Origin of the sequence: Streptomyces apocyni (assembly GCF_009739465.1) — a bacterium.
GTDB classification, from domain to species: Bacteria; Actinomycetota; Actinomycetes; order Streptomycetales; family Streptomycetaceae; genus Streptomyces; species Streptomyces apocyni.
The window spans coordinates 58,890-85,402 of record NZ_WHOM01000035.1 but is presented as its reverse complement, the minus strand read 5'-3'; the positions used below and the strand labels follow the sequence as shown (position 1 = coordinate 85,402).

The 26,513-nt window shown below is 70.5% G+C and carries 25 protein-coding genes; 12 read left to right on the top strand and 13 right to left on the bottom strand.

Annotated features, from left to right (window positions below; translation table 11 throughout):
* Positions 1–24: 24 nt before the first annotated feature.
* The 3 genes from lpdA to GCN81_RS03410 form a co-directional block, all read right to left on the bottom strand.
* Positions 25–1,413 carry a dihydrolipoyl dehydrogenase gene (gene lpdA / locus GCN81_RS03420; RefSeq protein ID WP_156721929.1) on the bottom strand — a complete coding sequence of 463 codons (1,389 nt, stop codon included), beginning with the start codon at positions 1,411–1,413 and terminating at the stop codon, positions 25–27.
* A 287-nt stretch (positions 1,414–1,700) separates the two neighbouring features.
* A complete protein-coding gene (locus tag GCN81_RS03415; RefSeq protein WP_156721928.1) occupies positions 1,701–3,269 on the bottom strand; it encodes a leucyl aminopeptidase in 1,569 nt (522 codons plus the stop codon).
* Positions 3,270–3,346: 77 nt separating this feature from the next.
* Complete coding sequence (locus GCN81_RS03410) at positions 3,347–4,153, bottom strand: adenosylcobinamide-GDP ribazoletransferase (protein WP_156721927.1); 807 nt, start codon at positions 4,151–4,153, stop codon at positions 3,347–3,349.
* A gap of 68 nt (positions 4,154–4,221) precedes the next feature.
* Here GCN81_RS03410 and GCN81_RS03405 point away from each other — a divergent pair, with 68 nt between their 5' ends.
* Entirely contained in the window at positions 4,222–5,052 is an 831-nt protein-coding gene (locus tag GCN81_RS03405) for a hypothetical protein (RefSeq protein WP_231626332.1), read from the top strand.
* On the opposite strand, the gene GCN81_RS31705 is transcribed toward GCN81_RS03405, so the two are convergent.
* The 3 genes from GCN81_RS31705 to GCN81_RS03390 all read right to left on the bottom strand — a co-directional run bounded on the left by GCN81_RS31705 (position 5,030) and on the right by GCN81_RS03390 (position 8,150).
* Positions 5,030–5,713: a hypothetical protein gene (locus GCN81_RS31705; protein WP_197287458.1), complete on the bottom strand. Its 684-nt coding sequence runs from the start codon at positions 5,711–5,713 to the stop codon at positions 5,030–5,032. The genes GCN81_RS03405 and GCN81_RS31705 overlap by 23 nt on opposite strands.
* A 75-nt stretch (positions 5,714–5,788) precedes the next feature.
* A complete protein-coding gene (cobT, locus tag GCN81_RS03395) occupies positions 5,789–6,883 on the bottom strand; it encodes a nicotinate-nucleotide--dimethylbenzimidazole phosphoribosyltransferase (protein WP_156721926.1) in 1,095 nt (364 codons plus the stop codon).
* A gap of 70 nt (positions 6,884–6,953) precedes the next feature.
* Positions 6,954–8,150, bottom strand: a complete 1,197-nt coding sequence (locus GCN81_RS03390) for a bifunctional adenosylcobinamide kinase/adenosylcobinamide-phosphate guanylyltransferase (RefSeq protein ID WP_197287457.1) — start codon at positions 8,148–8,150, stop codon at positions 6,954–6,956.
* An 80-nt stretch (positions 8,151–8,230) separates the two neighbouring features.
* Between GCN81_RS03390 and GCN81_RS03385 the strand changes: the two genes are divergently transcribed.
* On the top strand, positions 8,231–8,437 hold the full coding sequence (locus tag GCN81_RS03385) for a hypothetical protein (protein WP_197287456.1): 207 nt from the start codon (positions 8,231–8,233) through the stop codon (positions 8,435–8,437).
* A 764-nt stretch (positions 8,438–9,201) separates the two neighbouring features.
* On the opposite strand, the gene GCN81_RS03380 is transcribed toward GCN81_RS03385, so the two are convergent.
* The 3 genes from GCN81_RS03380 to GCN81_RS03370 form a co-directional block, all read right to left on the bottom strand.
* Entirely contained in the window at positions 9,202–10,311 is a 1,110-nt protein-coding gene (locus GCN81_RS03380) for a S1C family serine protease (RefSeq protein ID WP_156721925.1), read from the bottom strand.
* Positions 10,312–10,417: 106 nt separating this feature from the next.
* Positions 10,418–11,179: a class I SAM-dependent methyltransferase gene (locus tag GCN81_RS03375; RefSeq protein ID WP_197287455.1), complete on the bottom strand. Its 762-nt coding sequence runs from the start codon at positions 11,177–11,179 to the stop codon at positions 10,418–10,420.
* 35 nt (positions 11,180–11,214) lie between these two features.
* Positions 11,215–11,808, bottom strand: coding sequence for a DUF3043 domain-containing protein (locus GCN81_RS03370; protein ID WP_231626331.1), 594 nt, complete (start codon positions 11,806–11,808; stop codon positions 11,215–11,217).
* Between the two features lie 321 nt (positions 11,809–12,129).
* On the opposite strand from GCN81_RS03370, the gene GCN81_RS03365 reads away from it, so the two are divergent.
* The 4 genes from GCN81_RS03365 to GCN81_RS03350 all read left to right on the top strand — a co-directional run bounded on the left by GCN81_RS03365 (position 12,130) and on the right by GCN81_RS03350 (position 15,281).
* On the top strand, positions 12,130–12,927 hold the full coding sequence (locus GCN81_RS03365; protein WP_156721922.1) for a PspA/IM30 family protein: 798 nt from the start codon (positions 12,130–12,132) through the stop codon (positions 12,925–12,927).
* A gap of 50 nt (positions 12,928–12,977) precedes the next feature.
* Positions 12,978–13,259, top strand: coding sequence for a PspA-associated protein PspAA (pspAA, locus tag GCN81_RS03360; RefSeq protein WP_156721921.1), 282 nt, complete (start codon positions 12,978–12,980; stop codon positions 13,257–13,259).
* Between the two features lie 139 nt (positions 13,260–13,398).
* Complete coding sequence (locus GCN81_RS03355; protein ID WP_156721986.1) at positions 13,399–14,604, top strand: sensor histidine kinase; 1,206 nt, start codon at positions 13,399–13,401, stop codon at positions 14,602–14,604.
* A complete protein-coding gene (locus GCN81_RS03350; protein WP_156721920.1) occupies positions 14,601–15,281 on the top strand; it encodes a response regulator in 681 nt (226 codons plus the stop codon). The genes GCN81_RS03355 and GCN81_RS03350 overlap by 4 nt, the downstream gene beginning before the upstream one ends.
* Before the next feature lie 62 nt (positions 15,282–15,343).
* On the opposite strand, the gene nadA is transcribed toward GCN81_RS03350, so the two are convergent.
* Complete coding sequence (nadA, locus tag GCN81_RS03345; RefSeq protein ID WP_156721919.1) at positions 15,344–16,540, bottom strand: quinolinate synthase NadA; 1,197 nt, start codon at positions 16,538–16,540, stop codon at positions 15,344–15,346.
* Positions 16,541–16,842: 302 nt separating this feature from the next.
* Here nadA and GCN81_RS03340 point away from each other — a divergent pair, with 302 nt between their 5' ends.
* A complete protein-coding gene (locus GCN81_RS03340; protein ID WP_156721918.1) occupies positions 16,843–17,199 on the top strand; it encodes a HesB/IscA family protein in 357 nt (118 codons plus the stop codon).
* A gap of 102 nt (positions 17,200–17,301) precedes the next feature.
* Here the strand turns inward: GCN81_RS03340 and GCN81_RS03335 are convergent, their stop codons facing one another.
* Positions 17,302–18,789: a hypothetical protein gene (locus tag GCN81_RS03335; RefSeq protein WP_231626330.1), complete on the bottom strand. Its 1,488-nt coding sequence runs from the start codon at positions 18,787–18,789 to the stop codon at positions 17,302–17,304.
* Between the two features lie 146 nt (positions 18,790–18,935).
* Complete coding sequence (locus tag GCN81_RS03330; RefSeq protein WP_156721917.1) at positions 18,936–19,136, bottom strand: hypothetical protein; 201 nt, start codon at positions 19,134–19,136, stop codon at positions 18,936–18,938.
* A gap of 136 nt (positions 19,137–19,272) precedes the next feature.
* Between GCN81_RS03330 and GCN81_RS03325 the strand changes: the two genes are divergently transcribed.
* Positions 19,273–20,247 carry a carbohydrate kinase family protein gene (locus GCN81_RS03325; RefSeq protein WP_156721916.1) on the top strand — a complete coding sequence of 325 codons (975 nt, stop codon included), beginning with the start codon at positions 19,273–19,275 and terminating at the stop codon, positions 20,245–20,247.
* A 42-nt stretch (positions 20,248–20,289) separates the two neighbouring features.
* On the opposite strand, the gene GCN81_RS03320 is transcribed toward GCN81_RS03325, so the two are convergent.
* Positions 20,290–21,669 carry a cysteine desulfurase/sulfurtransferase TusA family protein gene (locus tag GCN81_RS03320; RefSeq protein ID WP_156721915.1) on the bottom strand — a complete coding sequence of 460 codons (1,380 nt, stop codon included), beginning with the start codon at positions 21,667–21,669 and terminating at the stop codon, positions 20,290–20,292.
* A 308-nt stretch (positions 21,670–21,977) separates the two neighbouring features.
* Between GCN81_RS03320 and ctaC the strand changes: the two genes are divergently transcribed.
* From ctaC to GCN81_RS03300, 4 genes are all read left to right on the top strand, one after another.
* Complete coding sequence (ctaC, locus tag GCN81_RS03315; RefSeq protein WP_156721914.1) at positions 21,978–22,940, top strand: aa3-type cytochrome oxidase subunit II; 963 nt, start codon at positions 21,978–21,980, stop codon at positions 22,938–22,940.
* Complete coding sequence (gene ctaD / locus GCN81_RS03310) at positions 22,937–24,673, top strand: aa3-type cytochrome oxidase subunit I (RefSeq protein WP_156721913.1); 1,737 nt, start codon at positions 22,937–22,939, stop codon at positions 24,671–24,673. The genes ctaC and ctaD overlap by 4 nt, the downstream gene beginning before the upstream one ends.
* A complete protein-coding gene (locus GCN81_RS03305; RefSeq protein ID WP_156721912.1) occupies positions 24,670–25,068 on the top strand; it encodes a cytochrome c oxidase subunit 4 in 399 nt (132 codons plus the stop codon). Before ctaD ends, GCN81_RS03305 begins: the two co-directional genes overlap by 4 nt.
* Before the next feature lie 176 nt (positions 25,069–25,244).
* The gene (locus tag GCN81_RS03300) at positions 25,245–26,498 is read left to right on the top strand and encodes a L,D-transpeptidase (protein WP_156721911.1); all 1,254 of its coding nucleotides are present in this window, start codon (positions 25,245–25,247) and stop codon (positions 26,496–26,498) included.
* The last annotated feature ends 15 nt before the right edge of the window (positions 26,499–26,513 follow it).

Below are 26,513 nucleotides of genomic sequence, written 5' to 3'. Positions count from 1 at the left end.
GGTGCGCTCTTGCGAGAACACGGACTAGTCGTGCGCGTGCAGCGGCTTCCCGGCCAGCGCCAGGTGCGCCTCGCCGAGCGCCTCGTTCTGCGTCGGGTGCGCGTGGATGAGCTGTGCGACCTCGGCGGGCAGCGCCTCCCAGTTGTAAATGAGCTGCGCCTCGCCGATCTGCTCACCCATGCGGTCGCCGACCATGTGGACACCGACCACAGCGCCGTCCTTGACCTGGACGAGCTTGATCTCGCCCTGGGTCTTCAGGATCCTGCTCTTGCCGTTGCCACCGAGGTTGAACTTCAGCGCGACGACCTTGTCCGCACCGTAGACCTCCTTGGCCTTGGCCTCGCTGAGGCCGACCGAGGCGACCTCCGGGTGGCAGTACGTCACCTTCGGCACACCGTCGTAGTCGATCGGCACGGTCTTGAGACCGGCCAGCCGCTCCGCTACCAGGATGCCCTCGGCGAAGCCGACGTGCGCGAGCTGGAGGGTCGGGACGAGGTCGCCGACGGCCGAGATGGTCGGCACGTTGGTCTGCATGTACTCGTCGACCAGGACGAACCCGCGGTCCATCGCGACGCCCTGCTCCTCGTAGCCGAGACCGGCCGAGACCGGGCCACGGCCGATCGCGACCAGCAGCACCTCGGCCTCGAAGGTCTTGCCGTCGGCGAGGGTGACGCGCACACCGTTCTCGGTGTACTCCGCCTTCTCGAAGAAGGTGCCCAGGTTGAACTTGATCCCGCGCTTGCGGAACGCGCGCTCCAGGAGCTTGGAGGAGTTCTCGTCCTCGGCCGGCACCAGGTGCTTGAGGCCCTCGATCACCGTGACCTCGGAGCCGAAGGACTTCCACGCGGAGGCGAACTCGACGCCGATGACGCCGCCGCCCAGCACGATCGCGGACTGCGGGACGCGGTCCAGGACCAGCGCGTGGTCCGAGGAGATGATGCGGTTTCCGTCGATCTCCAGGCCGGGCAGCGAGCGCGGCACGGAGCCGGTGGCGAGGAGGATGTGACGGCCCTGGACACGCTGGCCGTTCACATCGACGGAGGTGGGCGAGGACAGTCGGCCCTCACCCTCGATGATGGTCACCTTGCGCGAGGCGAGCAGCCCCGTCAGGCCCTTGAACAGGCCGGTGACCACGTCGTCCTTGTACTTGTGGACGGCCGCCATGTCGATGCCGTCGAAGCTGGCCTTGACGCCGAACTGCTCGCTCTCGCGGGCCTGGTCGGCGACCTCACCCGCGTGCAGCAGCGCCTTCGTGGGGATGCAGCCGTTGTGCAGGCAGGTGCCGCCCATCTTGCCCTTTTCGATCAGGGCGACGTCCAGACCCAGCTGCGAAGCGCGCAGCGCCGCGGCGTAACCGCCGCTACCGCCGCCGAGGATCACTAGGTCGAAAACGGTGCTGGCGTCGTTCGCCACGTCACGTCCTCCATGCATGTGCGCCGGTCGGCGGTCTTGACGACCGCTCGGCGGCTGGTATTCGGCCGCTTGTCCTTCGGCCCTTTGGTGGGGGCCCTGTCCTGCCGAGAACCCATCTTTGCACTTGTCCGCACGGGACGAGACGTCGGGCCCGTGGATGAGACGGGTGTCTCCACCGCCGGTGAGGTCAGGGCCGCGGGTGCGCGTGCGAATTTCGTCGACGGCGAAACCGGCGAAACCGCGGCCCCGGGCACAGGACCCGGGGCCGCGGGTACGAGACGGCGGACTCAGCCCAGGTCGCCCGCGGCGGTGCGCTCGGCGAGCCGCACCAGGGTACGGACGGCGGAGCCGGTGCCGCCCTTGGGCGTGTAGCCGAACGGGGCGCCCTCGTGGAAGGCCGGGCCCGCGATGTCCAGGTGGGCCCAGGTGATGCCCTCGCCGATGAACTCCTTGAGGAACAGCCCGGCGACCAGACCGCCACCCATCCGCTCGCCCATGTTGGCGATGTCGGCGGTCGGCGACTCCATGCCCTTGACCAGGTGGGACGGGAGCGGCATCGGCCAGGACGGCTCGCCGACCTCCTCGGCGATCTCGTGGATCGACGTACGGAAGGCGTCGTCGTTGGCCATGACGCCGAAGGTGCGGTTGCCGAGCGCCATCACCATGGCGCCGGTCAGCGTCGCCACGTCGACGATCGCGTCCGGCTTGTCCTCGGAGGCCTTGGTCAGCGCGTCGGCCAGCACCAGGCGGCCCTCGGCGTCGGTGTTCAGGACCTCGACGGTCTTGCCGCTGTACATCCGCAGCACGTCGCCCGGGCGGGTCGCGGAACCGGACGGCATGTTCTCGGCGAGCGCCAGCCACCCGGTGACGTTCACCTCGACGCCGAGGCGGGCGATCGCGACGACGGCCGCGAACACGGCGGCGGCACCGCTCATGTCGCACTTCATCGTCTCGTTGTGCCCGGCGGGCTTGAGCGAGATGCCGCCCGAGTCGTAGGTGATGCCCTTGCCGACCAGCGCCAGGTGCTTCTTGGCCTTGGCGTGCGTGTACGAGAGCTTCACCAGGCGCGGCGGCGCTTCGGAACCGGCGCCGACGCCGAGGATGCCGCCGTAGCCGCCCTTGGTGAGCGCCTTCTCGTCGAGGACCTGCACCTTGATGCCGTGCTCCTTGCCCGCGGCCTGCGCGACCGCGGCGAAGGCCTCCGGGTAGAGGTCGTTCGGCGGGGTGTTGACCAGGTCGCGGCAGCGGTTCATCTCCTCGGTGACCGCGGTGGCGCGCGCCACGGCGGCCTTGAAGGCCTTGTCGCGCGGCTTGCCGCCGAGCAGGACGGCCTCGCCGAGCGGGCCCTTGGCGTCCTTGCCGTCCTTGGCCTTCTTGCCGCCCTTGCCCTTGGCGTCGGCGTCGCTCTTGCCGTTGCCGTTGTCCTTGTAGGCGTCGAAGGAGTACCCGCCCAGCGCGGCGCCCTCGGCGATCGCCTCGACGTCAGCGGGCTCGTCCACGGGCAGGGCGAACGCGGCCTTCTTGACACCGGCCAGCGCGCGGGCGGCGGCGCCCGCCGCGCGGCGCAGCTCGTCCGTGCCGTAGGTCTCGTCCTTCTCCGGAACCGCGCCGAGCCCGACCGCGAGTACGACCGGGGCCTTCAGGCCCGCGGGCGAGGGCAGCTTCGTCACCTCGCCCTCGCCGCCCGAGGCGCCGAGCGTCTCCAGGACGGAGGCGAGCTTTCCGTCGAACGCCTTGTCCACGCCCTCGGCACCCGGCGCGAGCACCGGTCCCTTGGCGCCCTTCGCGACACCGACCACGATCGCGTCGGCGCGCAGGCCGGCCGCGGCGGAGGTGCTGTGAGTCAGAGCAGTCACGGTGGTGAGGTCTCTCTTTCGTTGTTTTTGCGGGCTTTTGGGTTGGTGCCCCCAGGTCCCTGGCGAGCCTACGCCCGTCAGCCTGTCGCGAGTACGACGAGGGCGGCGGTAGCCGCGGTTTCGGCGAGCGCCCCGAACACATCGCCGGTGACACCCCCGAAGCGCCGCGTGCAGTGCCGCAGCAGCAGCTCGGCGGCGGCCACCGCGGCCAGGACCGCGAGTCCGCAGCGGACCAGCTCGTATGTCCCGAAGGCGGCCCCCGTGCCAGCGGCTGCCACCGTGACGACCGCGAGCACCAGCAGCGCGGCCCGCACCGGCACGGTCCCGGCGACCGCGGCGCCGAGCCCCTCAGGGCGGGCGGCCGGTACCCCGGCACGGGAGGCGAGGGTCAGGGCGGTACGGGCCGCGGTCGCCGCGATCACGGCCACCAGGGCGCCGTGGGCCCAGCCCGCCTCGTACGCCTGGGCGAGCACCGCTACTTGGGCGAGCAGCACGAACAGCAGGGTGACGACGCCGAACGGGCCGATGTCGGAGCGCTTCATGATCTGCAGGGCGTCCGCGGCGGGCTTGCCGCTGCCGAGACCGTCCGCCGTGTCGGCGAGGCCGTCCAGGTGCAAACCACGGGTCAGCGCCGCGGGCACCGCGGCACTGCCGACCGCCGCGAGCAGCGGTCCGGTGCCCAGGAGCAGCAGCGCCGCGCCGAGCGCGGCGGAGGCGAGTCCCACGGTGAGGCCCGCGAGCGGGGCGCACAGCATGCCGGTACGGGCCGCCTGGCGGTCCCACCGGGTCACTGTGACGGGCAGGACGGTGAGGGTGCCGAAGGCGAAGCGCAGTCCGTCGCCGAGGGACGCGGCGGTGGCGGGGGAGGGGGGCGTGGCGGTCATTCCGCGCAGGCTATCCCGGCCTCCGACCCGGTAAATTGCGCATACCGCACATAACGGGAGTGCAGCGTATGGGTGACTGGTGGTACCGCAACATCATCGAGCCGGGGAAGCTGCCGCTGCTCCTCGCGCTGCTGTCGTTCGTCGGCTCCTTCCTGGCCACCCGGACCGTCACCCGGCTCATCCGGGCGGGCAAGGGGCCGTTCAGGAACATCAGCCCCGGCGGCCTGCACATCCACCATGTGGTGCCGGGCGTCGTCCTGGTGGTCATCGGCGGCTTCGGAGCGGTGGCCAGCGGACGGCAGAGCATCGCCTCGATGATCTCGGCGGTGCTCTTCGGCCTCGGGGCGGGGCTGGTGCTCGACGAGTTCGCGCTGGTCCTGCATCTCGACGACGTCTACTGGAGCGAGCAGGGACGGCAGAGCGTCGAGGTCGTCGTCCTCACGGCGGCGGTGGTGGTGCTGGTGCTCGCTGGCTTCCTGCCCTTTGGCGTCAACGACCTGACCGAGCAGGAACGGCAGAGTCGTGGACTGGTCGTGATGAACACGGCCACGAACTTCTGTCTCGCCCTGATCGCCCTGGGCAAGGGCAAGGCGCGGATGGCGCTGATCGGTGTGGTGGTGCCGTTCGTGGCGCTCTTCGGCGCGGTGCGGCTGGCCAGGCCGGGGTCGCCGTGGGCGAAGATGTTCTACGGCCGCCGCCCGCGGGCCCGGGCTAGGGCGGGGTTGCGCGCGTACCACCACGATCGGCGCTGGGCGGGGCCGCGGCGCAAGCTGGAGGACCTGATCGGCGGCAGGCCCGACCCGGGTCCCGACCCGGGTCAGGCCCCGGGTCCTGACCCAGGCCCTGCCGCAGACCCCGCCTCAGGCCCCACGTCGGTCACCCGCCGGGACTCTCACTGACCTGTGCGGCCGCACGCCGTTCCCGTACGGCTACCGCCGCGCACACCACCAGTACCGCCGCGATCGCCGCCAGGTGCTCGCGGCCCGCGAGGTTGTCCTTGACCAGCACCTCGACGACCATCACCGCGATCACCAGCGCCCCGGTGACGTACGCCCGATAGCGCCAGCAGACGAAGACCGCGAGCCCGACCACGGCGGCCGACGGGCCGGTGTCCACCACCCGCGCGTCCGACGCGGGCAGTCCGAGCGGGTGGTCCGGGCCGAGAGCGACGCCCACGCGCGCGTAGAGCGTGCCCGCCAGGGTGGCGCCGTAGGCGACGGCGAGCGTGCGCCACCGGCCGAGACAGATCTCGGCGATCCCGAAGACCAGCAGGATCTGCGCGAGCGCGCCCCACACCGGGAGGTCCAGGGCGGGCACGAAGAGGGAGAGCGGGGTGCGCAGGAGGCCGAGCCACAGCGGGTCGTCGGCTCGGACGGAGCCGAGGTTCTGGACGAACTGGTAGCCCCAGCTCTGGTTCTGGGTGTACTGCGCGAGCGAGGTCAGGCAGATGGCGGCGAGGGTGAGCGGGATCGCCCGCCACCTCCTGGCGGCGAGGGCGTCGCGGACGGTGCGGTAGAGCGGGCCCCACTCGGCGCTGGCCAGGCGGCGCAATGTGATCATGGCGGGATCTTATGGGGCATACCGGCGGGTGGGGGGAGGAGGCCGCCAGTATGGTCAGGTATGGGTCCGGTACGGTCACTCGGCCTCGGCGGTCAGCTCTGGCGCCGCTGCCGCCTCCGCCGCCTCCGGCGCCTCTGGCAGCTCCGCTGCCAGCAACGCCGCCGAGCGCACCATCGGCAGCGCGAGCATCGCGCCCGTTCCCTCACCCACCGTCACCCCCTGCTCCAGCAGCGGGTCGAGAGCCAGCCGGTCCAGTGCCTTCGCCTGGGCGGGCTCCCCGCTGGCCTGCCCGGCCAGCCACCAGTCCGGGGCCCGGAAGGCGACCCGCTGCGCCACCAGCGCACAGGCCGCGGAGACCACCCCGTCCAGGATCACCGGAGTACGCCGCACCGCGCTCTGCAGCAGAAAGCCCGTGACGGCCGCGACATCCGCGCCGCCGACCGTACGCAGCAGCTCCAGCTGGTCACCGAGCACCGGCCGGGCCCGGCGCAACGCGTCCCGTACCGCCGCACACTTGCGCATCCAGGTCAGGTCGTCGATGTGCTGCCCGCCGCGCCCGGTCACCACCGACGCGTCGGTCCCGCACAGCGCCGCGACCAGCGTGGCCGCAACGGTCGTACCGCCGACGCTGAGATCGCCGAGTACGACCAGGTCGGTACCGGAGTCCGCCTCCTCGTCCGCGACCGCCATCCCCGCCCGGAACGCCTGCTCCGCCTCATCGGCGGTCAGCGCGTCCTCGATGTCGATACGGCCCGATCCGCGCCGTACCCGATGGCGTACGACGTCATCGGGCAGCTCGGCCGGATCGCAGTCCAGCGCCATGTCCACGACCCGTACCGGCACCTCACTACCCCGGGCCAGCACCGCGACCGGACTGCCACCCGCCAGCACCGCCCGCACCAAGTCCCGCGCCCCACCCGCGGGGCGGGCCGACACACCGAGCTGTGCGATCCCGTGGTCCCCGGCGAACAGCACGACCCGCGGCCGCGTGATCGGCTTCACCGGTACCGAGGACTGCGCGGCGGCGAGCCACTCGCCCAACTCGTCGAGGCGGCCAAGCGAGCCGGGCGGCACGGCCAGGCGTTCCCTGCGCTCTTCGGCGTCGCGGCGCACCCCGCCGTCGGGGCGCTCGATCAGGTCGGAGAAGTCGTCGAGATTCAGCGAGCTCATTCGCCGAACAGTACCGGGAAGGATCGATCCGGCAGAGGGCCGGGCATCCGGGCGGCCGTACGTGTGTCCGTCAGCCGCGCAGCACCAGCGGCTGCCCCGCCACGACCAGCAGTACCTGCTCGCACTCGGCGGCGAACGCGGCGTTCAGCCGCCCCAGTTCGTCGCGGAACCGGCGTCCGGACGCCGTCGCGGGCACCACCCCCGAGCCGACCTCGTTCGACACCGCGACGACGGTGCGCGACGTCTGCCGTACCGCCTCGGCCAACGCGTCGACCCGCTCGTGCAGCGCACGGCTGCCGCCCGCCGCCCACTTGGCGTCATCCCAGGCCGCCACCTGGTCCATCGCGTCGGTCAGCCACAGCGACAGACAGTCGATGAGCAGCGCGGGCCCGTCCGCCTCGAGCAGCGGCACCAGGTCGCAGGTCTCCTCGGTACGCCAGGCGCCCGGACGGCGTTCGCGGTGCGCGGCCACCCGGGCCGCCCAGTCCGCGTCGCCTGACCGACTGCCACCCGTCGCCACGTACACCACACCAGGGAACGACTCGAGCCGCCGCTCGGCCTCCACGGACTTCCCCGAACGCGCGCCGCCGAGCACCAGCGTGCGGCGCGGCACATCGGGCACCGCGTGGTACTCGCCCACCACCAGCGTCGTACCGTCCGGCACCGCGCGGGCGCCCGCGGCCGCGAGCCTGCGGTGCAGTTCGGGCCCGACCGGCGCGTCGTGGCCCAGGTGAACCGCGATCAGGTCGGTCGCGGCGGTCACCGCGCCGACCGCCCGCAGCCGGGCCAGGGCGTCAGGGCGCCCGTGGAGGTCGGCGAGCACCATGTCGTACGGGCCGGGGTGGTCGAGCCCGGCGGGCGCGCCCCCGGGCGGCAGATACAACAGCCGCTCCCCACCTGGCGCCGTCACCTCATAGCCGGTGCCCGGCGCGTCCATCGCCATCGCCCGCACCCGGTGCCCGCTGAGCAGCGCCAACTCCCGCCCGTCGGGCACCCGGGCGGACGCGGGCAGCCCGGCCGGGTGCTCAAGCGCCGGGCCGTCGTGCGGATGCGAGAGCAGCACCTGGCCCACGCCGCTGAGCGTGTGCCCGGCGCGGGCGGCGGCGAAGGCGGCGCCCGGGGTGAGATCGAGCAACAGCACCCCGTCCACGAGCAGCGCCGTCGCGGCGCGCGCACGGTCGCCGCGCGCGCTGGCACAGGCCGCGCAGTGGCAGTCGGGACGGGGCAGGCCTTCGGGGGCACCGGTGCCGAGCAAAGTCAGTTCCACGGGCACGATCCTCCCGTGTCCGCGCGGGTCTTGCGCGCCCGGATAGGCTGCTGGCACGGTTCGGATCTTGGGAGGCTGACATGGTGGCGTGGACGTGGCGGTTCGAGAAGGCCGACGGGACAGAGGTCCAGCCCGCCGTCGAACCCGAGGAGTTCACCACGCAGGGCGACGCGGAGTCCTGGATCGGCGAGCACTGGAAGGAGCTCCTCGAAGGGGGCGCGGACCAGGTGACCCTTTCAGAGGACGGCACCAAGATCTACGGCCCCATGCCCCTGAACGCGGACTAGCTCCGGCGGCCGCGGCTCGGCAGCCGCGCGCGCTGCGGCGTGCGTGCGCCGCAGCCGCGCACGCCGCAGCGCGCGTGCGCCGATGGCCCGCGCCGGACACCCCTAGGGTCCAGTCTCCCCGCCCCCTGCGGGCCCGCGACACCCTGCACGCGCCCCAAGCCCTCGGCTTCGCTCGGGCGAGAGGCGCCCCGCGCGGCGGGCGCAGGCTGATCCGCAGAGATCAGGGCGACAGCACCCAGGCGCCCAGCGTTGAGCCCGCTGGACCTAGGGCCAGCACGAGGGCCTGCGGGCCAGTACACCGAGAGCACGCACCTAACGCCGCGCGGCCGCCCTGCGGGCGACGACGGGAAGTGTCAGACAGGCCCTAGGGGCGTCTCCCCGATCTTCGTGGGCGGGCGACGCCTGGCACGCGCCCCCAAGCTCTCGACTGCGCTCGAGCAGGGAGGGGCCCCCTCGACGCACGGCCGAATCACGCACGTACGTCCAGTACGAGGGCGGTCCGGCCGCACGCCGACGCACCGCACCGCGAGACATCAGCTGCTTCGCAGCGGGCGCAGGCTGATCCGCGAAGATCGGAGAGACGCCCCAAGGGCCTGTCCTACGGGGCTTGTCCGGCGGACCAGGGCCGGGGTCGCGACGTCTGGCACGGCGTCTCGCCGCGTGCCGAAACGCCCCAATAGCTTCGCTGTGAGGACGCTCCGGCGCCTTGCGACGCACCGGACCAGAGGCCGCGGCGTGGCCGACCCTGGTCCGTCGGACAGGTCCTAGCGTTCGCCCAGCGTGACCTCGGTGGTTCGCTCGTCGTCGTCTCGGGTGTACGTCACCTCGACCTTGTCCCCGGGCTTCGCTGACGCCAGGGCCTCGGCCAGCGAGGTGGTCGTGGTGATCGCCGCGTCGCCGATCCTGGTGATGACGTCGCCAGGCCTGAGGCCCGCCTCGTCGGCGGCGCCGTCCGGTGTGGTCTCGACGATGGCCGCCCCCGCGGGGCGGTAGTCGTCGCCGACCACGGTACGGGCCGTGATGTCGAGGGCCGCCCGGCCGGAGTCGGTGACCCTGCCGTCCTTCACGATCTGGTCCGCGATCGTCCGCACCGTCGAGGCCGGGATCGCGAAGCCGATGCCCAGCGCCGCGCTGCCGCCCAGCTCCGGGTCGGTGGCCGCGAGCGTGGGGATGCCGATCACCTCGCTGTCCAGGTCGACCAGCGCACCCCCGCTGTTGCCGGGGTTGATCGGCGCCGATGTCTGCACCATGTCGCCGAAGACGGCCCCGGTGCCACCGCCCCTACGACCCTCGCTGATGGTTCGCCCGGTCGCCGAGACGATGCCCTGGGTGACGCTGGAGGAGAGGCCGAGCGGGGAGCCCATCGCGAGCACCAGCTGGCCGACCTCGACCTCCATCGAGTCGGCGAACTCCGCCGCTCTCAGCCCGTCCGGCACCTCGTCCAGCTTGATCACGGCGAGATCCTGCTGCGGGTAGCTGAAGACCAGCTTCGCGGTGAGGGTGTCCTCGCCGGTGGCCGAGGTGACGGTGAAGGTCTCCTCCTCGCCCACGACATGGGCGTTGGTGACGACATGGCCCTCGTCGTCGTAGACGACTCCGGAGCCGAGGCTGTCGGTGGCGTTGATCTGGACGACCGAGGGCAGGACGTCCCTGATCACCTTCTGGTAGTCCCGCTGGAGGTCGCTGGCGCTGGCGCGCTCGGGCGCCGCGGCCTGGGTCGTCGCGTCGGTCCGCGACGGGCCGGACCCGGAACACCCAGCAAGGAGCGCGGCGGCACAGACGGCGGAGCCCAGCGGAAGCAGGAGCCGGACGCAGTGGGGATGACGCGTGTGGCGCCTGTGGCGTGAATGACGCGTGTGACGGGAGCGGTCCATGCCCGGAGTATCACCGTGCGCCCCGGTCCCGGGCCCGCGGTGAGCCGCCGAACAGGGGGTGGCCCCGCGTCAGCCGGTACCGCCCCGCCAGTCAGCCGCAGCCGGGTCAGGCAGTCGCCCCGCGTACCCCGCACACATGCAGCAGCGCCGCGACCCGGCGGTACGGTTCCGTGCGCCCCGCGCGTTCCTCCGCGTCGAGGAGCGCCCCCAGCACCGCGTCCCCGGGCAGCTCCGCGCCGCTGGGTGCGGTATCCGTGAACACCCGCACCCCGTACCAGGCCCGCAGCGGCGTACCGATGCCGCCGAGCGTCGTGGTCAGGGCGTCGAGCCGGTCGGCGCGCACCGGCAGGCCGAGCCGGTTGGTGTACGTGTCGGTGTCGAACGCGGCCAGCGCCGCGTCCCAGTCGCCGCTCAGGCCAGGCCGTATGGCCAGCGCGTCGGCGTTCCGTACGAGCAGCGACAACAGCCCACCGGGTGCGAGTACCCGGGCCAGGCCCGCCAGCATCGCGTCCGGCTCGTCCACGTACATCAGCACGCCATGGCAGAGCACGACGTCGAAGGCGCCGGGCGTGAAGTGCACACCCGTCTCCCGCCCGTCGCCCTCGATCAGCCGCACCCGCTTCCGGATGCCCTCAGGCTCGGTGGCCAGCGCCTCCCGCACCACGGCCAGCATGGCCGGGTCGGACTCCACGCCGGTCACCTGGTGCCCGGCACGAGCCAGCCGCAGGGCCTGGGTGCCCTGACCGGTGCCCACGTCGAGGACCCGCAGCCGCTGCCCGACCGGGAAGCGCGCGGCGATCTGCTCGTCCAGCTGCCGGGCCAGCAGCTCCTGCCGTACGACATCACGCAGCCCGCCGAGGCTCTTCACCCACTCGGCCGCGCCCCCGGTGAAACCGGTCGTGCTCAGGGCCGCTCTCCGCGCTTGACCTGCGGCTTGGGCAGTCGCAGTCGGCGCATCTGGAGGGTCCGCATCAGCGCGTAGGCCACCGCACCGCGCTTGGGCTCGTCCGGGAAGCGCTCCCTGAGCTGCTTCTTCAGCCGGAACGCGAGACCGATCGAATCAACGACGATCATGACGATCACGAAGAGCCAGAGCAGCAGCGAGATGTTCTGCAGCCCAGGGTTCCGCAGCATGCTCAGCACCAGGATGATGACGGCCAGCGGCAGGAAGTACTCGGCGATACAGAACCGCGAGTCGACGAAGTCGCGGGCGAACCTGCGCACCTTGCCCTTGTCGCGGTTCGGCAGATAGCGCTCATCGCCACTGGCCAGCGCCTCGCGCTGCTTGGCCATGTCCGCCCGGCGGGCGTCGCGCTGGCGCTTCGTCGCCTCCTTGCGGGTCATCGGCGTGTTGGCCACGCTGCGGCGCTGAGACTGGGCCTCGCTGCGCTTGGGGGTGGGGCGACCCTTCGGAGCTTCTGGGTCACGGGGCTGCTTGGAGAGGTCCGGCACCTGCTCGGTGGGGGACTTCCCGGAATTGGCACGGCTACGGAACACAAAACCCAAGGGTACGGGGTGCGACGCATGGAGCACACAAGGGTGGGGAACGATCTGGCAACGGCAGTCGTCTGTACCGGTACGTAACCCGTACGTAACCGGTACGTATGCCGTTCCGTATGAGGGCATTGACGCGGATTTCTCAAGGTCCAGCCGGGGGGGAGCACCTACTCCCTACGCCGGAGTGGTCAGGGCAGAGTCGTCCTTGGGGATGAGCGCATCGGCGCTCGAACAGTGCGGTAATGGTGTCAGGACCCGTAGGCTGGGTCGTATTGCAGTGCTGGAGCTCTGAAGTCCGTCAGAAGGGGGCGCGCGAAGCCCATGAGCGGTGTCATGAAGCGTATGGGGATGATCTTCCGCGCGAAGGCGAACAAGGCCCTTGACCGGGCCGAGGACCCGCGCGAAACCCTCGATTACTCGTACCAGAAGCAGCTGGAGCTGCTGCAGAAGGTGCGCCGCGGTGTCGCCGATGTGGCGACCTCGCGCAAGCGGCTTGAGTTGCAGCTGAACCAGCTCCAGGGCCAGTCCTCCAAGCTGGAGGACCAGGGCCGTAAGGCGCTCGCGCTGGGCCGTGAGGACCTGGCGCGTGAGGCGCTGTCCCGGCGTGCCGCGCTCCAGCAGCAGGTCACCGACCTGGAGACGCAGCACCAGACGCTGCAGGGCGAGGAGGAGAAGCTCACTCTCGCGGCGCAGCGGCTGCAGGCCAAGGTTGACGCCTTCCGTACGCGGAAGGAGACCATCAAGGCCACCTACACCGCCGCCCAGGCGCAGACCCGGATCGGCGAGGCCTTCTCCGGCATCTCCGAGGAGATGGGTGACGTCGGCCAGGCGATCCAGCGCGCGGAGGACAAGACCGCGCAGCTGCAGGCGCGCTCCGGCGCCATCGACGAGCTGCTCGCGTCCGGCGCCCTGGACGACCAGTCGGGGATGCAGAAGGACGACATCGCCGCCGAGCTGGACCGTCTCTCCGGTGGTACGGATGTAGAGCTGGAGCTACAGCGTATGAAGGCCGAGCTGGCCGGAGGCAACTCCGGCTCCCAGCAGGCCATCGAAGGCGGTAACGGCGCCGAGCAGGGTCAGCAGACCCCGCAGGACACCCCCCGCTTCGACAAGCAGTAGCTTCGACAAGCAGTAGTCAGTCCCCGGCTCGACTTCGAGGAGAGAGTTTCGTGATCGTACGGATCATGGGGGAGGGGCAGGTGAAGCTGGCTGACAGCCACTTCGCCGAACTGAACAAGCTGGACGACGAGCTGCTCGACGAGATGGAGCACGGCGACAGCCCAGCTTTCCGGCAGACCCTGACCGCGCTCCTGAGCAGGGTGCGCGAGCTGGGCACCCCCCTCCCCGAGGACGCGCTTGAGCCGTCCGAACTGATTCTGCCGCCGCCGGACGCGACCCTCGAAGAGGTGCGCGAGATGCTCAGCGACGACGGACTCATCCCTGGCAGCTGACGAGTGAGCGCCCCCGCCCCCCGTGTATGGCGAGGGGGCGGGGGCGCTGCTCTCGCCACCTCGCCCCCAGCCATTGCGACGATCCGTTGACTGAGCACACAGAGCCCCCACGGCGCGCACAGAGGTGCGGGCCGTGCTGGTGACGCTCTTCGCGCGGGCCCGCCGCTGGTTGACCGCCCACCCCCTGGCCTTTGACTCCGGGCTCGCGTCGGCTGTGTTCGTCTGCATGCTGATCGGCTCGTTCGTGGAGCCGCACGGGCCGTACGGACCCACCTTCGGGCGGGCGCCGGGCGCGCTCAGCGTCGTGCTGATGGTGCTGGTCTCCGCGGTGCTGGTGCTCCGCCGCCGTAGCCCGATGGTGGTCCTGGCCGCCACCAGCGGTCTCTCCCTCGTCGAACTGATCACCGGTGAGCCGCGTGCCCCCGTCGTGATGAGCGCGGTCATCGCGCTCTACACCGTCGCCGCGCGCACCGACCGTCCCACCACCTGGCGAGTCGGCCTGCTCACCATGACCGTCCTCACCGCCGCCGCCATGCTCTCCGGACCCCTGCCCTGGTACGCCCAGGAAAACCTGGGCATCTTCGCCTGGACCGGTATGGCGGCCGCGGGAGGCGACGCCGTACGCAGCCGCCGCGCCTTCGTCGACGCCATCCGGGAACGCGCCGAACGCGCCGAGCGCACCCGCGAGGAGGAGGCCCGCCGCCGGGTCGCGGAGGAGCGGCTGCGGATCGCCCGTGAACTGCACGACGTGGTCGCCCACCACATCGCCCTGGTCAATGTGCAGGCGGGCGTCGCCGCGCACGTCATGGACAAGCGCCCCGACCAGGCCAAGGAGGCACTCGCCCACGTACGCGAGGCCAGCCGCTCGGCGCTCGGTGAGCTCCGCTCCACGGTCGGCCTGCTGCGCCAGAGCGGCGACCCGGAGGCGCCCACCGAGCCCGCCCCCGGCCTCGCCCGCCTCGGCGAGCTGCTCGACACCTTCCGTAACGCCGGGCTCCAGGTGGAGGTCGTACGCGTCGACGACGGCACGCCGCTCCCGGCCTCCGTGGACCTGGCCACGTACCGCGTCATACAAGAGGCGCTGACCAACGTCCAGAAGCACGCGGGTGCCGAAGCCACGGCCGAGGTGAGCGTCATCCGGGTGGGCCGGCAGATCGAGATCACCGTCCTGGACGACGGCCCCGGCTTCCAGGGCCCCCCGGACGGCGGCGGCCACGGGCTGCTCGGGATGCGCGAGCGGGTCTCGGCGCTGGGCGGCAGCTGCACCGCCGGACCCCGCTACCAGGGTGGTTTCCGGGTCCACGCGACGCTGCCCCTGCGGGCACTCACAGGAGAGAGAACATGACGATCCGGGTACTGCTCGCCGACGATCAGGCGTTGCTGCGCAGCGCCTTCAAGGTGCTGGTCGCCTCGGAGCCCGACATGGACGTCGTCGGTGAGGCGTCGGACGGCGCGGAGGCGGTACGGCTGGCGAAGTCCGAGCGCGCCGATGTCGTCCTGATGGACATCCGGATGCCCGGCACGGACGGCCTCACCGCCACCCGGATGATCAGCGAGGATCCGGACCTCAGCCAGGTGCGCGTGGTCATGCTGACCACGTTCGAGGTCGATGAGTACGTGGTGCAGTCACTGCGCGCCGGGGCCTCCGGGTTCCTCGGCAAGGGCTCCGAACCACAGGAGCTGCTGAGCGCCATCCGGGTCGCCGCGGCGGGTGACGCGCTGCTCTCACCGGTCGCGACCCGGGGCCTGATCGCCAGGTTCCTGGCGCAGGGCGCGGGCGCCGACGAGGGCGGCGGGCGGCACGGCGAGCGGCTCGCGGCGCTCACCGTACGGGAACGCGAGGTGCTGGTGCAGGTCGCGGGCGGCCACTCCAACGACGAGATCGCCGAGCGGCTCACCGTCAGCCCGCTCACGGTGAAGACCCATGTGAACCGCGCGATGGCGAAGCTGGGCGCCCGGGACCGCGCGGGCCTCGTCGTCATCGCCTACGAATCGGGCCTGGTACGCCCCCGAGCGGACTGAGCCCGCGGACAGCCGCGGACACGCTGCCGCCCGGGACCAGACGGCCCCGGGCGACGAGGATGTCAGGGAAGCGCCAGCATCCGCTCCAGCGCCAGCTTGGCGAAGCTCTCGGTCTCGGTGTCGACCTCGATCTGGTTGACCAGGTTCCCCTCGGCCAGCGACTCCAGCGCCCACACCAGGTGCGGCAGGTCGATGCGGTTCATCGTCGAGCAGAAGCAGACCGTCTTGTCGAGGAAGGAGATCTCCTTGCCCTCGGCGGCGAAGCGGTTGGCGAGCCGCCGCACGAGGTTGAGCTCGGTGCCGATCGCCCACTTGGAACCGGCCGGGGCCGCCTCCAGCGTCTTGATGATGTACTCCGTGGACCCCACGTAGTCCGCGGCCGCCACGACCTCGTGCTTGCACTCGGGGTGCACCAGCACGTTCACCCCGGGAACCCGTTCCCGTACCTCGTTGACCGAGTCGAGCGAGAAACGGCCGTGCACCGAGCAGTGGCCGCGCCACAGGATCATCTTGGCGTCCCGCAGCTGCTCGGCGGTCAGCCCGCCGTTCGGCTTGTGCGGGTTGTACAGCACACAGTCGTCCAGGGACATCCCCATGTCCCGTACGGCGGTGTTCCGGCCCAGGTGCTGGTCCGGCAGGAAGAGGACCTTCTCCCCCTGCTCGAAGGCCCAGTCCAGGGCCCGCTTCGCGTTCGACGAGGTGCAGATCGTGCCGCCGTGCTTGCCGGTGAAGGCCTTGATGTCGGCGGAGGAGTTCATATACGAGACGGGCACCACCTGCTCGGCTATGCCCGCCTCGGTCAGTACGTCCCAACACTCCGCCACCTGCTCGGCGGTGGCCATGTCGGCCATCGAGCACCCGGCCGCGAGGTCCGGCAGGACGACCTTCTGGTCGCTCGTGGTCAGGATGTCCGCGGACTCGGCCATGAAGTGCACACCGCAGAAGACGATGTACTCGGCCTGCGGCCTGGCCGCCGCGTCCTTGGCCAGCTTGAAGGAGTCACCCGTGACGTCCGCGAACTGGATGACCTCGTCGCGCTGGTAGTGGTGGCCGAGCACGAAGACCTTGTCGCCCAGCTTCTCCTTGGCCGCGCGGGCGCGCGCCACGAGATCCGGGTCGGAGGGCGACGGCAGGTCGCCGGGGCACTCCACGCCGCGCTCGCTCCTGGGGTCGGCGTCGCGGCCGAGCAGCAGCAGGGCGAGAGGCGTCGGCTGGACGCCAAGATCCACGGGGGATTGGGCGGTGGTCACGACACGCACCCTTTCTGTTCTACGGAGAAACTGCGGAGGTACTGCGGTGATGCGGGTACTGCACGAGCCTTCTCGTCGAAATGACGCTATCTATCATAACTGCTTCACGTCAGATTGACGATGGCCATCATGTCGATGTGACGCATTCCCGGTCGACCGGACGCGGCCCGCCGCCGCGCGGGTGTGCGAGCATGAAGGGGCAGCACGAGGCACCGCGAGTCCGGCCCGCCAGCCACTGGCCCGGAATGAATCCGCGGCCCCGACGGTTACAGCCGTCGGCAAGCAGTCCGAACAACCCGGGAGAGAAGCAGATGTCCGTATCGGACGAGAAGACCACTGTCAGCGACGGCATTCTCCTGTCTGACGCCGCCGCGGCGAAGGTCAAGGCCCTGCTCGACCAGGAAGGCCGCGAGGACCTGGCGCTGCGCGTCGCCGTACAGCCGGGCGGCTGCTCCGGCCTGCGTTACCAGCTGTTCTTCGACGAGCGCTCGCTCGACGGCGATGTCGTCAAGGACTTCGACGGCGTCAAGGTCGTCACCGACCGGATGAGCGCTCCGTACCTGGGCGGCGCCTCCATCGACTTCGTCGACACCATCGAGAAGCAGGGCTTCACGATCGACAACCCCAACGCCACGGGCTCCTGCGCCTGCGGCGACTCGTTCAACTGAGCTCTCGCTGAGCTTCCACGCGTAGGCGGCGGCCCCCAGGCCTGGTCTGGGGGCCGCCGCCTCTTGCGTAGCTGGGAGCTTCTTGCGTAGCTGAGACCCGCGTTACGCGCGGCGTACGGGCTCGCCGTCCTCGTCGACCACCTCGCGGTCGCCCAGCGGTTTGTCCAGGGTCACCGGCTCGGTGAGCTCCTTGGCGATCAGGATGCAGACCCGGCCCGGGTCCTGCCGCGTCTCGGTGATCTTGACCACCACCCGGTCACCGCGCTCCTCGGCCGACGCGGAGTACGTGGAGCACACGCCGCCCCAGAAGTGCAGCGTCAGCGTCTTGCCGTCCGCGCTGTACGCCTCGATCGCCTGGCTCCGGTGCTCCGGTTCCGGTGTGGGCTTCGCGGTGGCGGGTGCCTTCAGGTGCGCCGGGTCCACCGCGGGGTGCGTGATCGTGACGGCCTCCTCGGTGCCGTACGGCTTCACCGTGAACAGCCACGACGGCACCAGCACCTGCCGTCCACGCTCGAAGTGCGCCGCGAGCCCGAATACGGCGTCCCGCACAGGCACCGTGGTGGGCTTCGGCTGTACCGGCATGTCGGAGCCCGGCTCGCACGGCGCCTGCTGGTCCAGCGGCTCCTTGTCGCCGTCGTGCGGTACGGCGCTGGCGCATCCGGCGATGGCGCCCCGGCTGGCCGCCCCCTTCGCCGGTGCGTTCAGCCGCTTGAGCGTCTCCTCCACACCGAGTACGGGGTACGTAGCCCCCTTCGTCAGGTCCGCCAACTGGCCGCTGGCGCCGACCAGCGCACCCGACCGGCTGACCTGGACACTGGTCGACCAGCCGTGCGTAGGCAGCCCGCCGACCACCGGATCGGCGTTCACCACCCGAATCCGCCCCTGCGTCTGCCGGGCGTCCAGCTTGGCGTCATCCTGGCCGATCGCCTTCAGCAGGGGCCGGGCCGCGGCCTTCGCCTCCTCCTCGCTCAGCGGGCCGATCTGACTCCCGAGACCCTGCCCGCCCACGGGCGCGCACGGGGCGCGGGCAGGGCATTCACCCGAGAAGTACTGCGTGTACGTCCAGCTGCCCGGCGCCTGCTTGTGCACCTGTAGCTCATGCCCGGAGCCGCCCTTCACCGGTCCGACCTTCCAGGCGGTGCCGTCGAGCCGCGGGGTGCCCTTGACCTTCAGGGCCGCCGCGAGCCGCGCCACCTGGTCCTTGGTGACCTCGCCGCGCGGCCGGTACACCGGCGCCGCGTCGGGCTCATCGAGCCCGTCGGTCACCTTGTCGCCCAGCCGGTACCGGGCACCGCTCGGGTCGGGCTCACCCGGCGCGATACCGGGCGCGTCCGGCTCCGTACCGCCCTCCGTGTGACCGTCCAGGTCGAGCGGGGGCGGGGAAGCGTCGGCGCTCGGGCCGCCGGAGCCCGCGCGGTCGCCGTCGCCGCCGCCTGAGGCGCTCGTCGCGAGGTACGCCCCACCGCCACCGGCCAGCAGCACCGCGGCCGCGACCGAGGTGACGACCAGCGGGAACCGCCGCCGGGCGGGTACGTCATCGTGCTCGGGTCGCTCGGGTTGCTCCGGTCGCTGGGGCCCCTCGGTGCTCACCGCATCGCTCCTTCACCTGCCGCCGTCTCATGCCGTATCCGGCATCCCCCCGAAGAGGGAGCGACGATGAGACGAAGCGAGGGAGCGCGCGGTTCCCCTTCGAGCGCCCCGGATTCAGTCCCGTAGCGCTCCCCGTAATCCGACGTTCAGTCCCCGTAGTCCGACAGGGAGTCCAGCAGCTTCGCCGAGTGAGGCGGCACGACGATGCCATGGATCAGGGAGGGCGGCACGGGTGCGGGAGCGGTCCGGGCGGGCGCCGTCCAGTGGGGCGCCATCCGCGCGCAGTCACCCCGCAGCTGCTCGAGACTGAGGTCGCCGGGCTCCACGATCACGGTGTGCTTCGACATATCTGCACCGTACGCACGCCTCGCCCCGACAAAGAAGGTCTACTATCGGGTAGTTTTCGCCATTCAATCCATCGGCCCAAAGCGGGTAGCGTGAGGTGTCAATCTCCCCCGCTGCCTTCCGCAGGAGACTAAAGCCGTGCGAATCGCTGTCACCGGCTCCATCGCCACCGACCACCTGATGACCTTCCCTGGTCGCTTTGCCGACCAGCTGGTCGCCGACCAGTTGCACACGGTCTCGCTGTCCTTCCTGGTGGACAACCTCGACGTACGGCGGGGAGGCGTCGGCCCCAACATCTGCTTCGGCATGGGGCAGCTCGGCGGAAACCCGATCCTGGTGGGCGCCGCCGGGTCCGACTTCGACGAGTACCGCGCCTGGCTCGACCGGCACGGCGTGGACACCGAGTCCGTACGCATCTCCGAGGTGCTGCACACCGCCCGCTTCGTCTGCACCACGGACGCCGACCACAACCAGATCGGCTCCTTCTACACGGGCGCGATGAGCGAGGCCCGCCTGATCGAGCTGAAGGCCGTGGCCGACCGGGTCGGCGGCCTGGACCTCGTCCTGATCGGCGCGGACGACCCGGAGGCGATGCTGCGCCACACCGAGGAGTGCCGCACCCGCTCCATCCCGTTCGCCGCCGACTTCTCGCAGCAGATCGCGCGGATGAAGGGCGACGAGATCCGTACCCTCCTCGACGGCGCCACGTACCTCTTCTCCAACGAGTACGAGAAGGGGCTCATCGAGTCCAAGACCGGCTGGAGCGACGAGGAGATCCTGGGCCGCGTCGGCCACCGGGTCACCACGCTCGGCTCGCGCGGTGTCCGCATCGAGCGCGCCGGTGAGCCCTCGATCGAGGTCGGCTGCCCGCAGGAGGAGGCCAAGGTCGACCCGACCGGCGTCGGCGACGCCTTCCGCGCGGGCTTCCTGTGCGGCCTGGGCTGGGGCGTCAGCCACGAGCGGGCGGCGCAGCTCGGCTGCATGCTCGCGACGCTGGTCATCGAGACCATGGGCACCCAGGAGTACACCCTGCGCCGTGCCCACTTCATGGACCGCTTCACCAAGGCGTACGGCTTCGACGCCGCGGCCGAGGTCACGGAGCACCTGGCCTAGGCCAGACAGGGGCGTCCGGCCAGACGCCCCTGCTGACGGGCGCTACGAGACCCGGCGGACCACATAGGCACGGCCTCGGTCCGCCGGTTCCTCGCCGACGTACTCCTGGCCCCGCATCTCGCACCACGCGGGGATGTCCAGCCGCGCCGCCTCGTCGTCCGAGAGGACCGTCACCGTCCCGCCGACCGGCACATCGCCGATCACCTTGGCCAGCTCGATCACCGGGATCGGGCATCGCTTGCCCAGCGAGTCGACGACCAGCGAGCCGACCTCTCCGGGCTCGGCCGCCGCCCGTGGCGCCCCCAGCCTCGCCCGTACGGCGGACACCGCCTCCGGCAGCACCCGCAGAAAGCGGTCGACGTCGTCCGTCGGGGTGCCTGTCGGCAGGGACACCCGGACGTTCCCCTCGCTCAGCACCCCCATCGCCCGCAGCACATGGCTGGGCGTCAGGGTCGAGCTGGTGCACGACGAGCCGGAGGACACCGAGAAGCCCGCGCGGTCCAGCTCGTGCAGCAGGGTCTCCCCGTCGACATAGAGACACGAGAACGTCACCAGGTGCGGCAGCCGCCGCTCCGGATCGCCCACCACCTCCGTGTCCGGCACCAGCTCGGGTACCCGGCCGCGCAGCAGCTCGGTCAACTCGCGCAGCCGCCCCGCCTCCTGGGCCGCCTCGGCGCGCACCGCCCGCAGCGCGGCCGCCGCCGCCACGATCGAGGGAATGTTCTCGAAGCCCGGGGCGCGCCCCGACTCCCGCTCGTCCGCCGGTCCCTGCGGCGCGAACCGCACCCCCTTGCGGACGACGAGCAGACCGACTCCTGCCGGTCCGCCCCATTTGTGGGCACTTCCGGTGAGCAGCGACCAGTCGCCGTCCACCGGACCCCACGGCAACGACTGGGCCGCGTCCACCAGAAGCGGTACCCCGGCCACCCGGCACGCCGAGGCCACCTCGGCGACCGGCTGCTCGGTACCCACCTCGTGGTTGGCGGACTGCAGACAGGCCAGCGCGGTCCCCTCGCCCAGCGCCGCCCGGTACGCCGAGACGTCGACCCGGCCCGTACGGTCCACCGGCACCTCGGTCACCGATCCGCCCCGCTCACGGTGGAGCGCCGCCGAATGGAGCACCGACGAGTGCTCGACCGCGGACACCACCAGGCCGGTGCCGACACGCCGACGTCCGGCGAGCGCGCCCGCGATCCCGGAGTGCACCGCGCGCGTCCCGGAAGAGGTGAAGACCAGCTCGTCGGGGCGGCAGCCCACCGCCTCCGCCGCCGCCTCCCGGGCCGCGTCCAGCAGCATCCTGGCCCGCCGTCCCTCGCGGTACAGCCGGGACGGATCGGCCCACCCCTCGTCGAGTGAGGCCTGCAGGGCCTGCCGGGCGACGGGGTGCAGCGGGGCGGAGGACGCGGCGTCGAAGTAGGGCACCTGGCCACGCTAACGCCGCGCCCGGGCCGACGGGCACTCGGTACCGCCTCGTCGGCATCACCTCAGAGGGCGTCAGTTGCCTGGTGGGGGGCGCAATTCGGGGGTCCGGAGCCGTTCTCCGAACGATCAGGCCACCCCTTTGGGGAGTGCCACGGCGCGTTGGGGACCCTCCCCGCGCGACCCCAAATGGAGTCCAGTAGGGTTTGGTCCGCATAAACATCCAAACCCCTGCCCGTGTACGGGCCGGAGCCCGACCAGCTACACGGACGAGCCCGGTCGAGCGGGCGAGACTCTCGGGAAGGCGCTACGTGAGTCCCAACGGCTCCGACCGCTCGTCGCGGCGCCCGATGCGGCGGAAGCTGCCGCAGGTGCTGACTGCGGGCCTGATCCTCGCGACCGCGACCGGTTGCACATACAAGGACTTCCCCCGCCTTGGTATGCCAACGCCGGTAACAGAAGAGGCCCCGCGGATTCTGTCCCTCTGGCAGGGCTCGTGGGCGGCTGCGCTCGCCACGGGCGTGCTGGTGTGGGGACTGATCCTGTGGAGCGTCATCTTCCACCGGCGCAGCCGCACCAAGGTCGAGGTACCTCCGCAGACCCGGTACAACATGCCCATCGAGGCGCTGTACACCGTGGTTCCGCTCATCATCGTGTCGGTGTTGTTCTACTTCACCGCCCGCGACGAGTCGAAGCTCCTCGCACTGGAGGACAAGCCGGCGCACACCATCAACGTCGTCGGCTACCAGTGGAGCTGGGGCTTCAACTACATCGAGGACGTACCCGGCTCCGACGAGGGTGACGCCAAGACCAGCAAGGAACTGGCGGCCATCCCGGACCGGTACAAGGAAGACTTCCCGGACAACGCCGGCGGTGTCTACGTGGCCGGTACGCCCGGCGAGCGGAACCCGCAGACCGGCAACCCGGGGCCGACGCTCTGGCTGCCCAAGGGCGAGAAGGTCCGGTTCATCCTGACCTCTCGTGACGTCATCCACTCCTTCTGGGTGGTGCCGTTCCTGATGAAGCAGGACGTCATCCCGGGCCACACCAACGCCTTCGAGGTGACCCCCAACAAGGAGGGCACCTTCCTGGGCAAGTGCGCCGAGCTCTGCGGCGTCGACCACTCCCGGATGCTGTTCAACGTCAAGGTCGTCTCCCCGGAGCGCTACCAGCAGCACCTCAGGGAGCTGGCGGACAAGGGGCAGACCGGCTACATCCCGTCGGGCATTGAGCAGACGGACCCGGCCAGGAACGCGGAGAAGAACCAACTGTGAGCATCCTCAACGAACCCCAGGGTGCCGCCGTAGCCGACGACTCGTACGAGGACGAGTTGCCCGTACGGCGCAAGCAGCCCGGCAATGTGGTGGTGAAGTGGCTTACCAGCACTGACCACAAGACCATCGGCTCGCTGTACCTGATCACGTCGTTCGTGTTCTTCTGTGTCGGCGGCCTGATGGCGCTCTTCATGCGCGCCGAGCTGGCCCGTCCCGGCACGCAGATCATGTCGAACGAGCAGTTCAACCAGGCGTTCACGATGCACGGCACCGTGATGCTGCTGATGTTCGCGACACCGCTGTTCGCCGGCTTCGCGAACTGGATCATGCCGCTGCAGATCGGCGCGCCCGACGTGGCGTTCCCGCGGCTGAACATGTTCGCGTACTGGCTGTACCTCTTCGGCTCGCTGATCGCGGTGGCGGGTTTCCTCACCCCGGAAGGCGCGGCCAACTTCGGCTGGTTCGCCTACTCCCCGCTGTCGGACGCGGTCCGCTCGCCGGGTATCGGCGCCGACATGTGGATCATGGGTCTGGCCTTCTCCGGCTTCGGCACGATCCTCGGCTCGGTCAACTTCATCACCACCATCATCTGCATGCGCGCTCCCGGCATGACGATGTTCCGGATGCCGATCTTCACCTGGAACGTGCTGCTGACCGGTGTGCTGGTCCTGCTCGCCTTCCCGGTGCTGGCCGCCGCGCTGTTCGCCCTGGAGGCGGACCGCCAGTTCGGCGCACAGATCTTCAATCCAGCCAACGGCGGCGCTCTGCTGTGGCAACACCTCTTCTGGTTCTTCGGCCATCCAGAGGTGTACATCATCGCGTTGCCGTTCTTCGGCATCATTTCCGAAGTCATTCCGGTCTTCTCGCGTAAGCCGATGTTCGGCTACATCGGTCTGATCGCCGCGACCATCGCGATCGCCGGTCTGTCCGTGACGGTGTGGGCGCACCACATGTACGTCACCGGCGGCGTGCTGTTGCCGTTCTTCTCCTTCATGACCTTCCTGATCGCGGTGCCCACCGGTGTGAAGTTCTTCAACTGGATCGGCACCATGTGGAAGGGCAGTCTGTCCTTCGAGAACCCGATGCTCTGGGCTGTCGGCTTCCTGATCACCTTCACCTTCGGTGGTCTGACCGGCGTCATCCTGGCCTCGCCCCCGATGGACTTCCACGTCTCCGACTCGTACTTCGTCGTCGCGCACTTCCACTACGTCATCTTCGGCACCGTGGTCTTCGCGATGTTCTCCGGCTTCCACTTCTGGTGGCCGAAGTTCACCGGCAAGATGCTGGACGAGCGGCTCGGCAAGATCACCTTCTGGACGCTGTTCGTGGGCTTCCACGGCACCTTCCTGGTGCAGCACTGGCTGGGTGCCGAGGGCATGCCGCGGCGTTACGCGGACTACCTGGACGCGGACGGGTTCACGGCGCTGAACACCATCTCCACGATCAGCTCCTTCCTGCTCGGTCTGTCGATGCTGCCGTTCCTCTACAACGTCTGGAAGACGGCCAGGTACGGCAAGAAGATCGAGGTCGACGACCCGTGGGGCTACGGCCGCTCACTCGAGTGGGCCACGTCCTGCCCGCCGCCGCGGCACAACTTCCTTACCCTGCCGCGTATCCGCAGTGAGTCTCCGGCGTTCGATCTCCACCACCCGGAGATCACCGCGCTTGAGCAGCTTGGTCATGCCGGTCACGGCGCCAGCGCCATCGCGGCTGACAAGGAGGGCGAGAAGTGAAGATCCAGGGAACGATGTTCATCTGGCTGAGCGTCTTCATCCTGATCATGGCCGGTGTCTACGGCTGGTGGTCGAAGGAGCCGGTGGGCACGGCGGCGCTCTTCATGGCCTTCGGCCTGTGCATCATGATCGGCTTCTACCTGGCCTTCACGGCCCGGCGGGTCGACGCGATGGCGCAGGACAACAAGGAAGCCGATGTCGCGGACGAGGCCGGCGAGGTGGGGTTCTTCTCGCCGCACAGCTGGCAGCCGCTCGTGCTGGCCATTGGTGGCGCGTTCGCCTTCATGGGCGTCGTCTTCGGCTGGTGGCTGCTGTACTTCTCCGCCCCGCTGCTCCTGATCGGGCTCTGGGGCTGGGTCTTCGAGTACTACCGCGGCGAGAACCAGAACCAGTGAGCCGAAGCCGGTGAGCCAAAGCCGGTGAGCGGAACGGCTCGCTAGCACACGCAGGACCCCGAGGGGCCCGGACACTCCGTGAAGGAGAGTCCGGGCCCCCTCGTTTGACGTAACCACTACCCCTCATACGGGTCACTCCGCGCGCCGTAATTGACGCGGCTTCCTAGCGTGTGGTTATGAGCCACTCACCGCGAATCCACACGATACTGAGCTGCACGCTGTTGGTGGTCGCCGGCGGCGCGGGGGCCACGGCCTGCGGCTCCAGCAGCCATCCGCTCTCCTCCAAGCCCTATGACGCGGCGGGGCAGATCGCCTTCAACGGGTCCGTCGGCAAAAAGAAGATGAACCCGGACCAGGCGCTGGAGGTGACCGCCCAGGGCGAGGACGCGCGCATCACCGATGTGACGGCGACCGACGCGGCGGGCCGCTATGTCGCGGGAGAACTGTCCGCCGACGGCGCGCGCTGGCACAGCACCGCGCCGCTGGCCGCGAACACCCGCTACGAGGTGAAGGTCAGCACCGAGGACAGCGACGGCGCCCCTGGACACAAGGCGCTGACGTTCGAGACCGGCGAGGCCAAGGCGAAGGCCCTCAAGGTCGAGTTCGGCCCACAGGCGGGCACCTACGGCGTCGGACAGCCCGTCACGGCGAAGCTCAGCGCCCCAGTCAAGGGCAAGCAGGCCAGGGCCGTCGTGGAGCGCGCCCTGACCGTGCGGTCCACCCCCGCCGTCGAGGGCGCCTGGCACTGGGCGGACGACGAGACCCTGCACTACCGGCCCAAGGAGTACTGGCCGGCGCGGGCGACCATCGAGGCCACCTCCCGCCTCGCGGGCATCAAGGTGAACGACAAGCTCAGGGGTACCGCGACCAAGCCGCTGAGACTGAAGACAGGCGACAAGATCGAGGCAGTGGTGAACGCCTCAGCGCACTGGATGACGGTCTACCGCAACGGCGAGCAGATCAACTCCATCCCGGTCACCACCGGCAAACCCGGCTATTCCACCAGAAACGGCGTCAAAATCGTGCTGGGAAAGGAGTACTTCGTCCGGATGCGGGGCACCAGCATCGGCATCCCCACCAGCAGCGCCGACTCGTACGACCTGCCGGTCTACTACGCGACCCGGGTCACCCACAGCGGTGAATACGTGCACGCCGCGCCCTGGTCCGCCGGCTCCCACGGTGGCGCCAACGTCAGCCACGGCTGCGTCGGCATGGGCACCGGCAACGCCGCCTGGTTCTACAACACCGTGCGCCAAGGGGACATCGTCAAGACCATCAACAGCGCTGGCGAGACGATGCCGACCTTCGGCAACGGCTACGGAGACTGGAACATGAGCTGGGAGAAGTGGCGTGAAGGCAGTGTCCTGCTGGCCGGAACCCGCGAAGGCCAGGGCCCAGCCGACGCCGCCCGGCTCCGGCCACAGGTCTGAATCACCGCGACCATC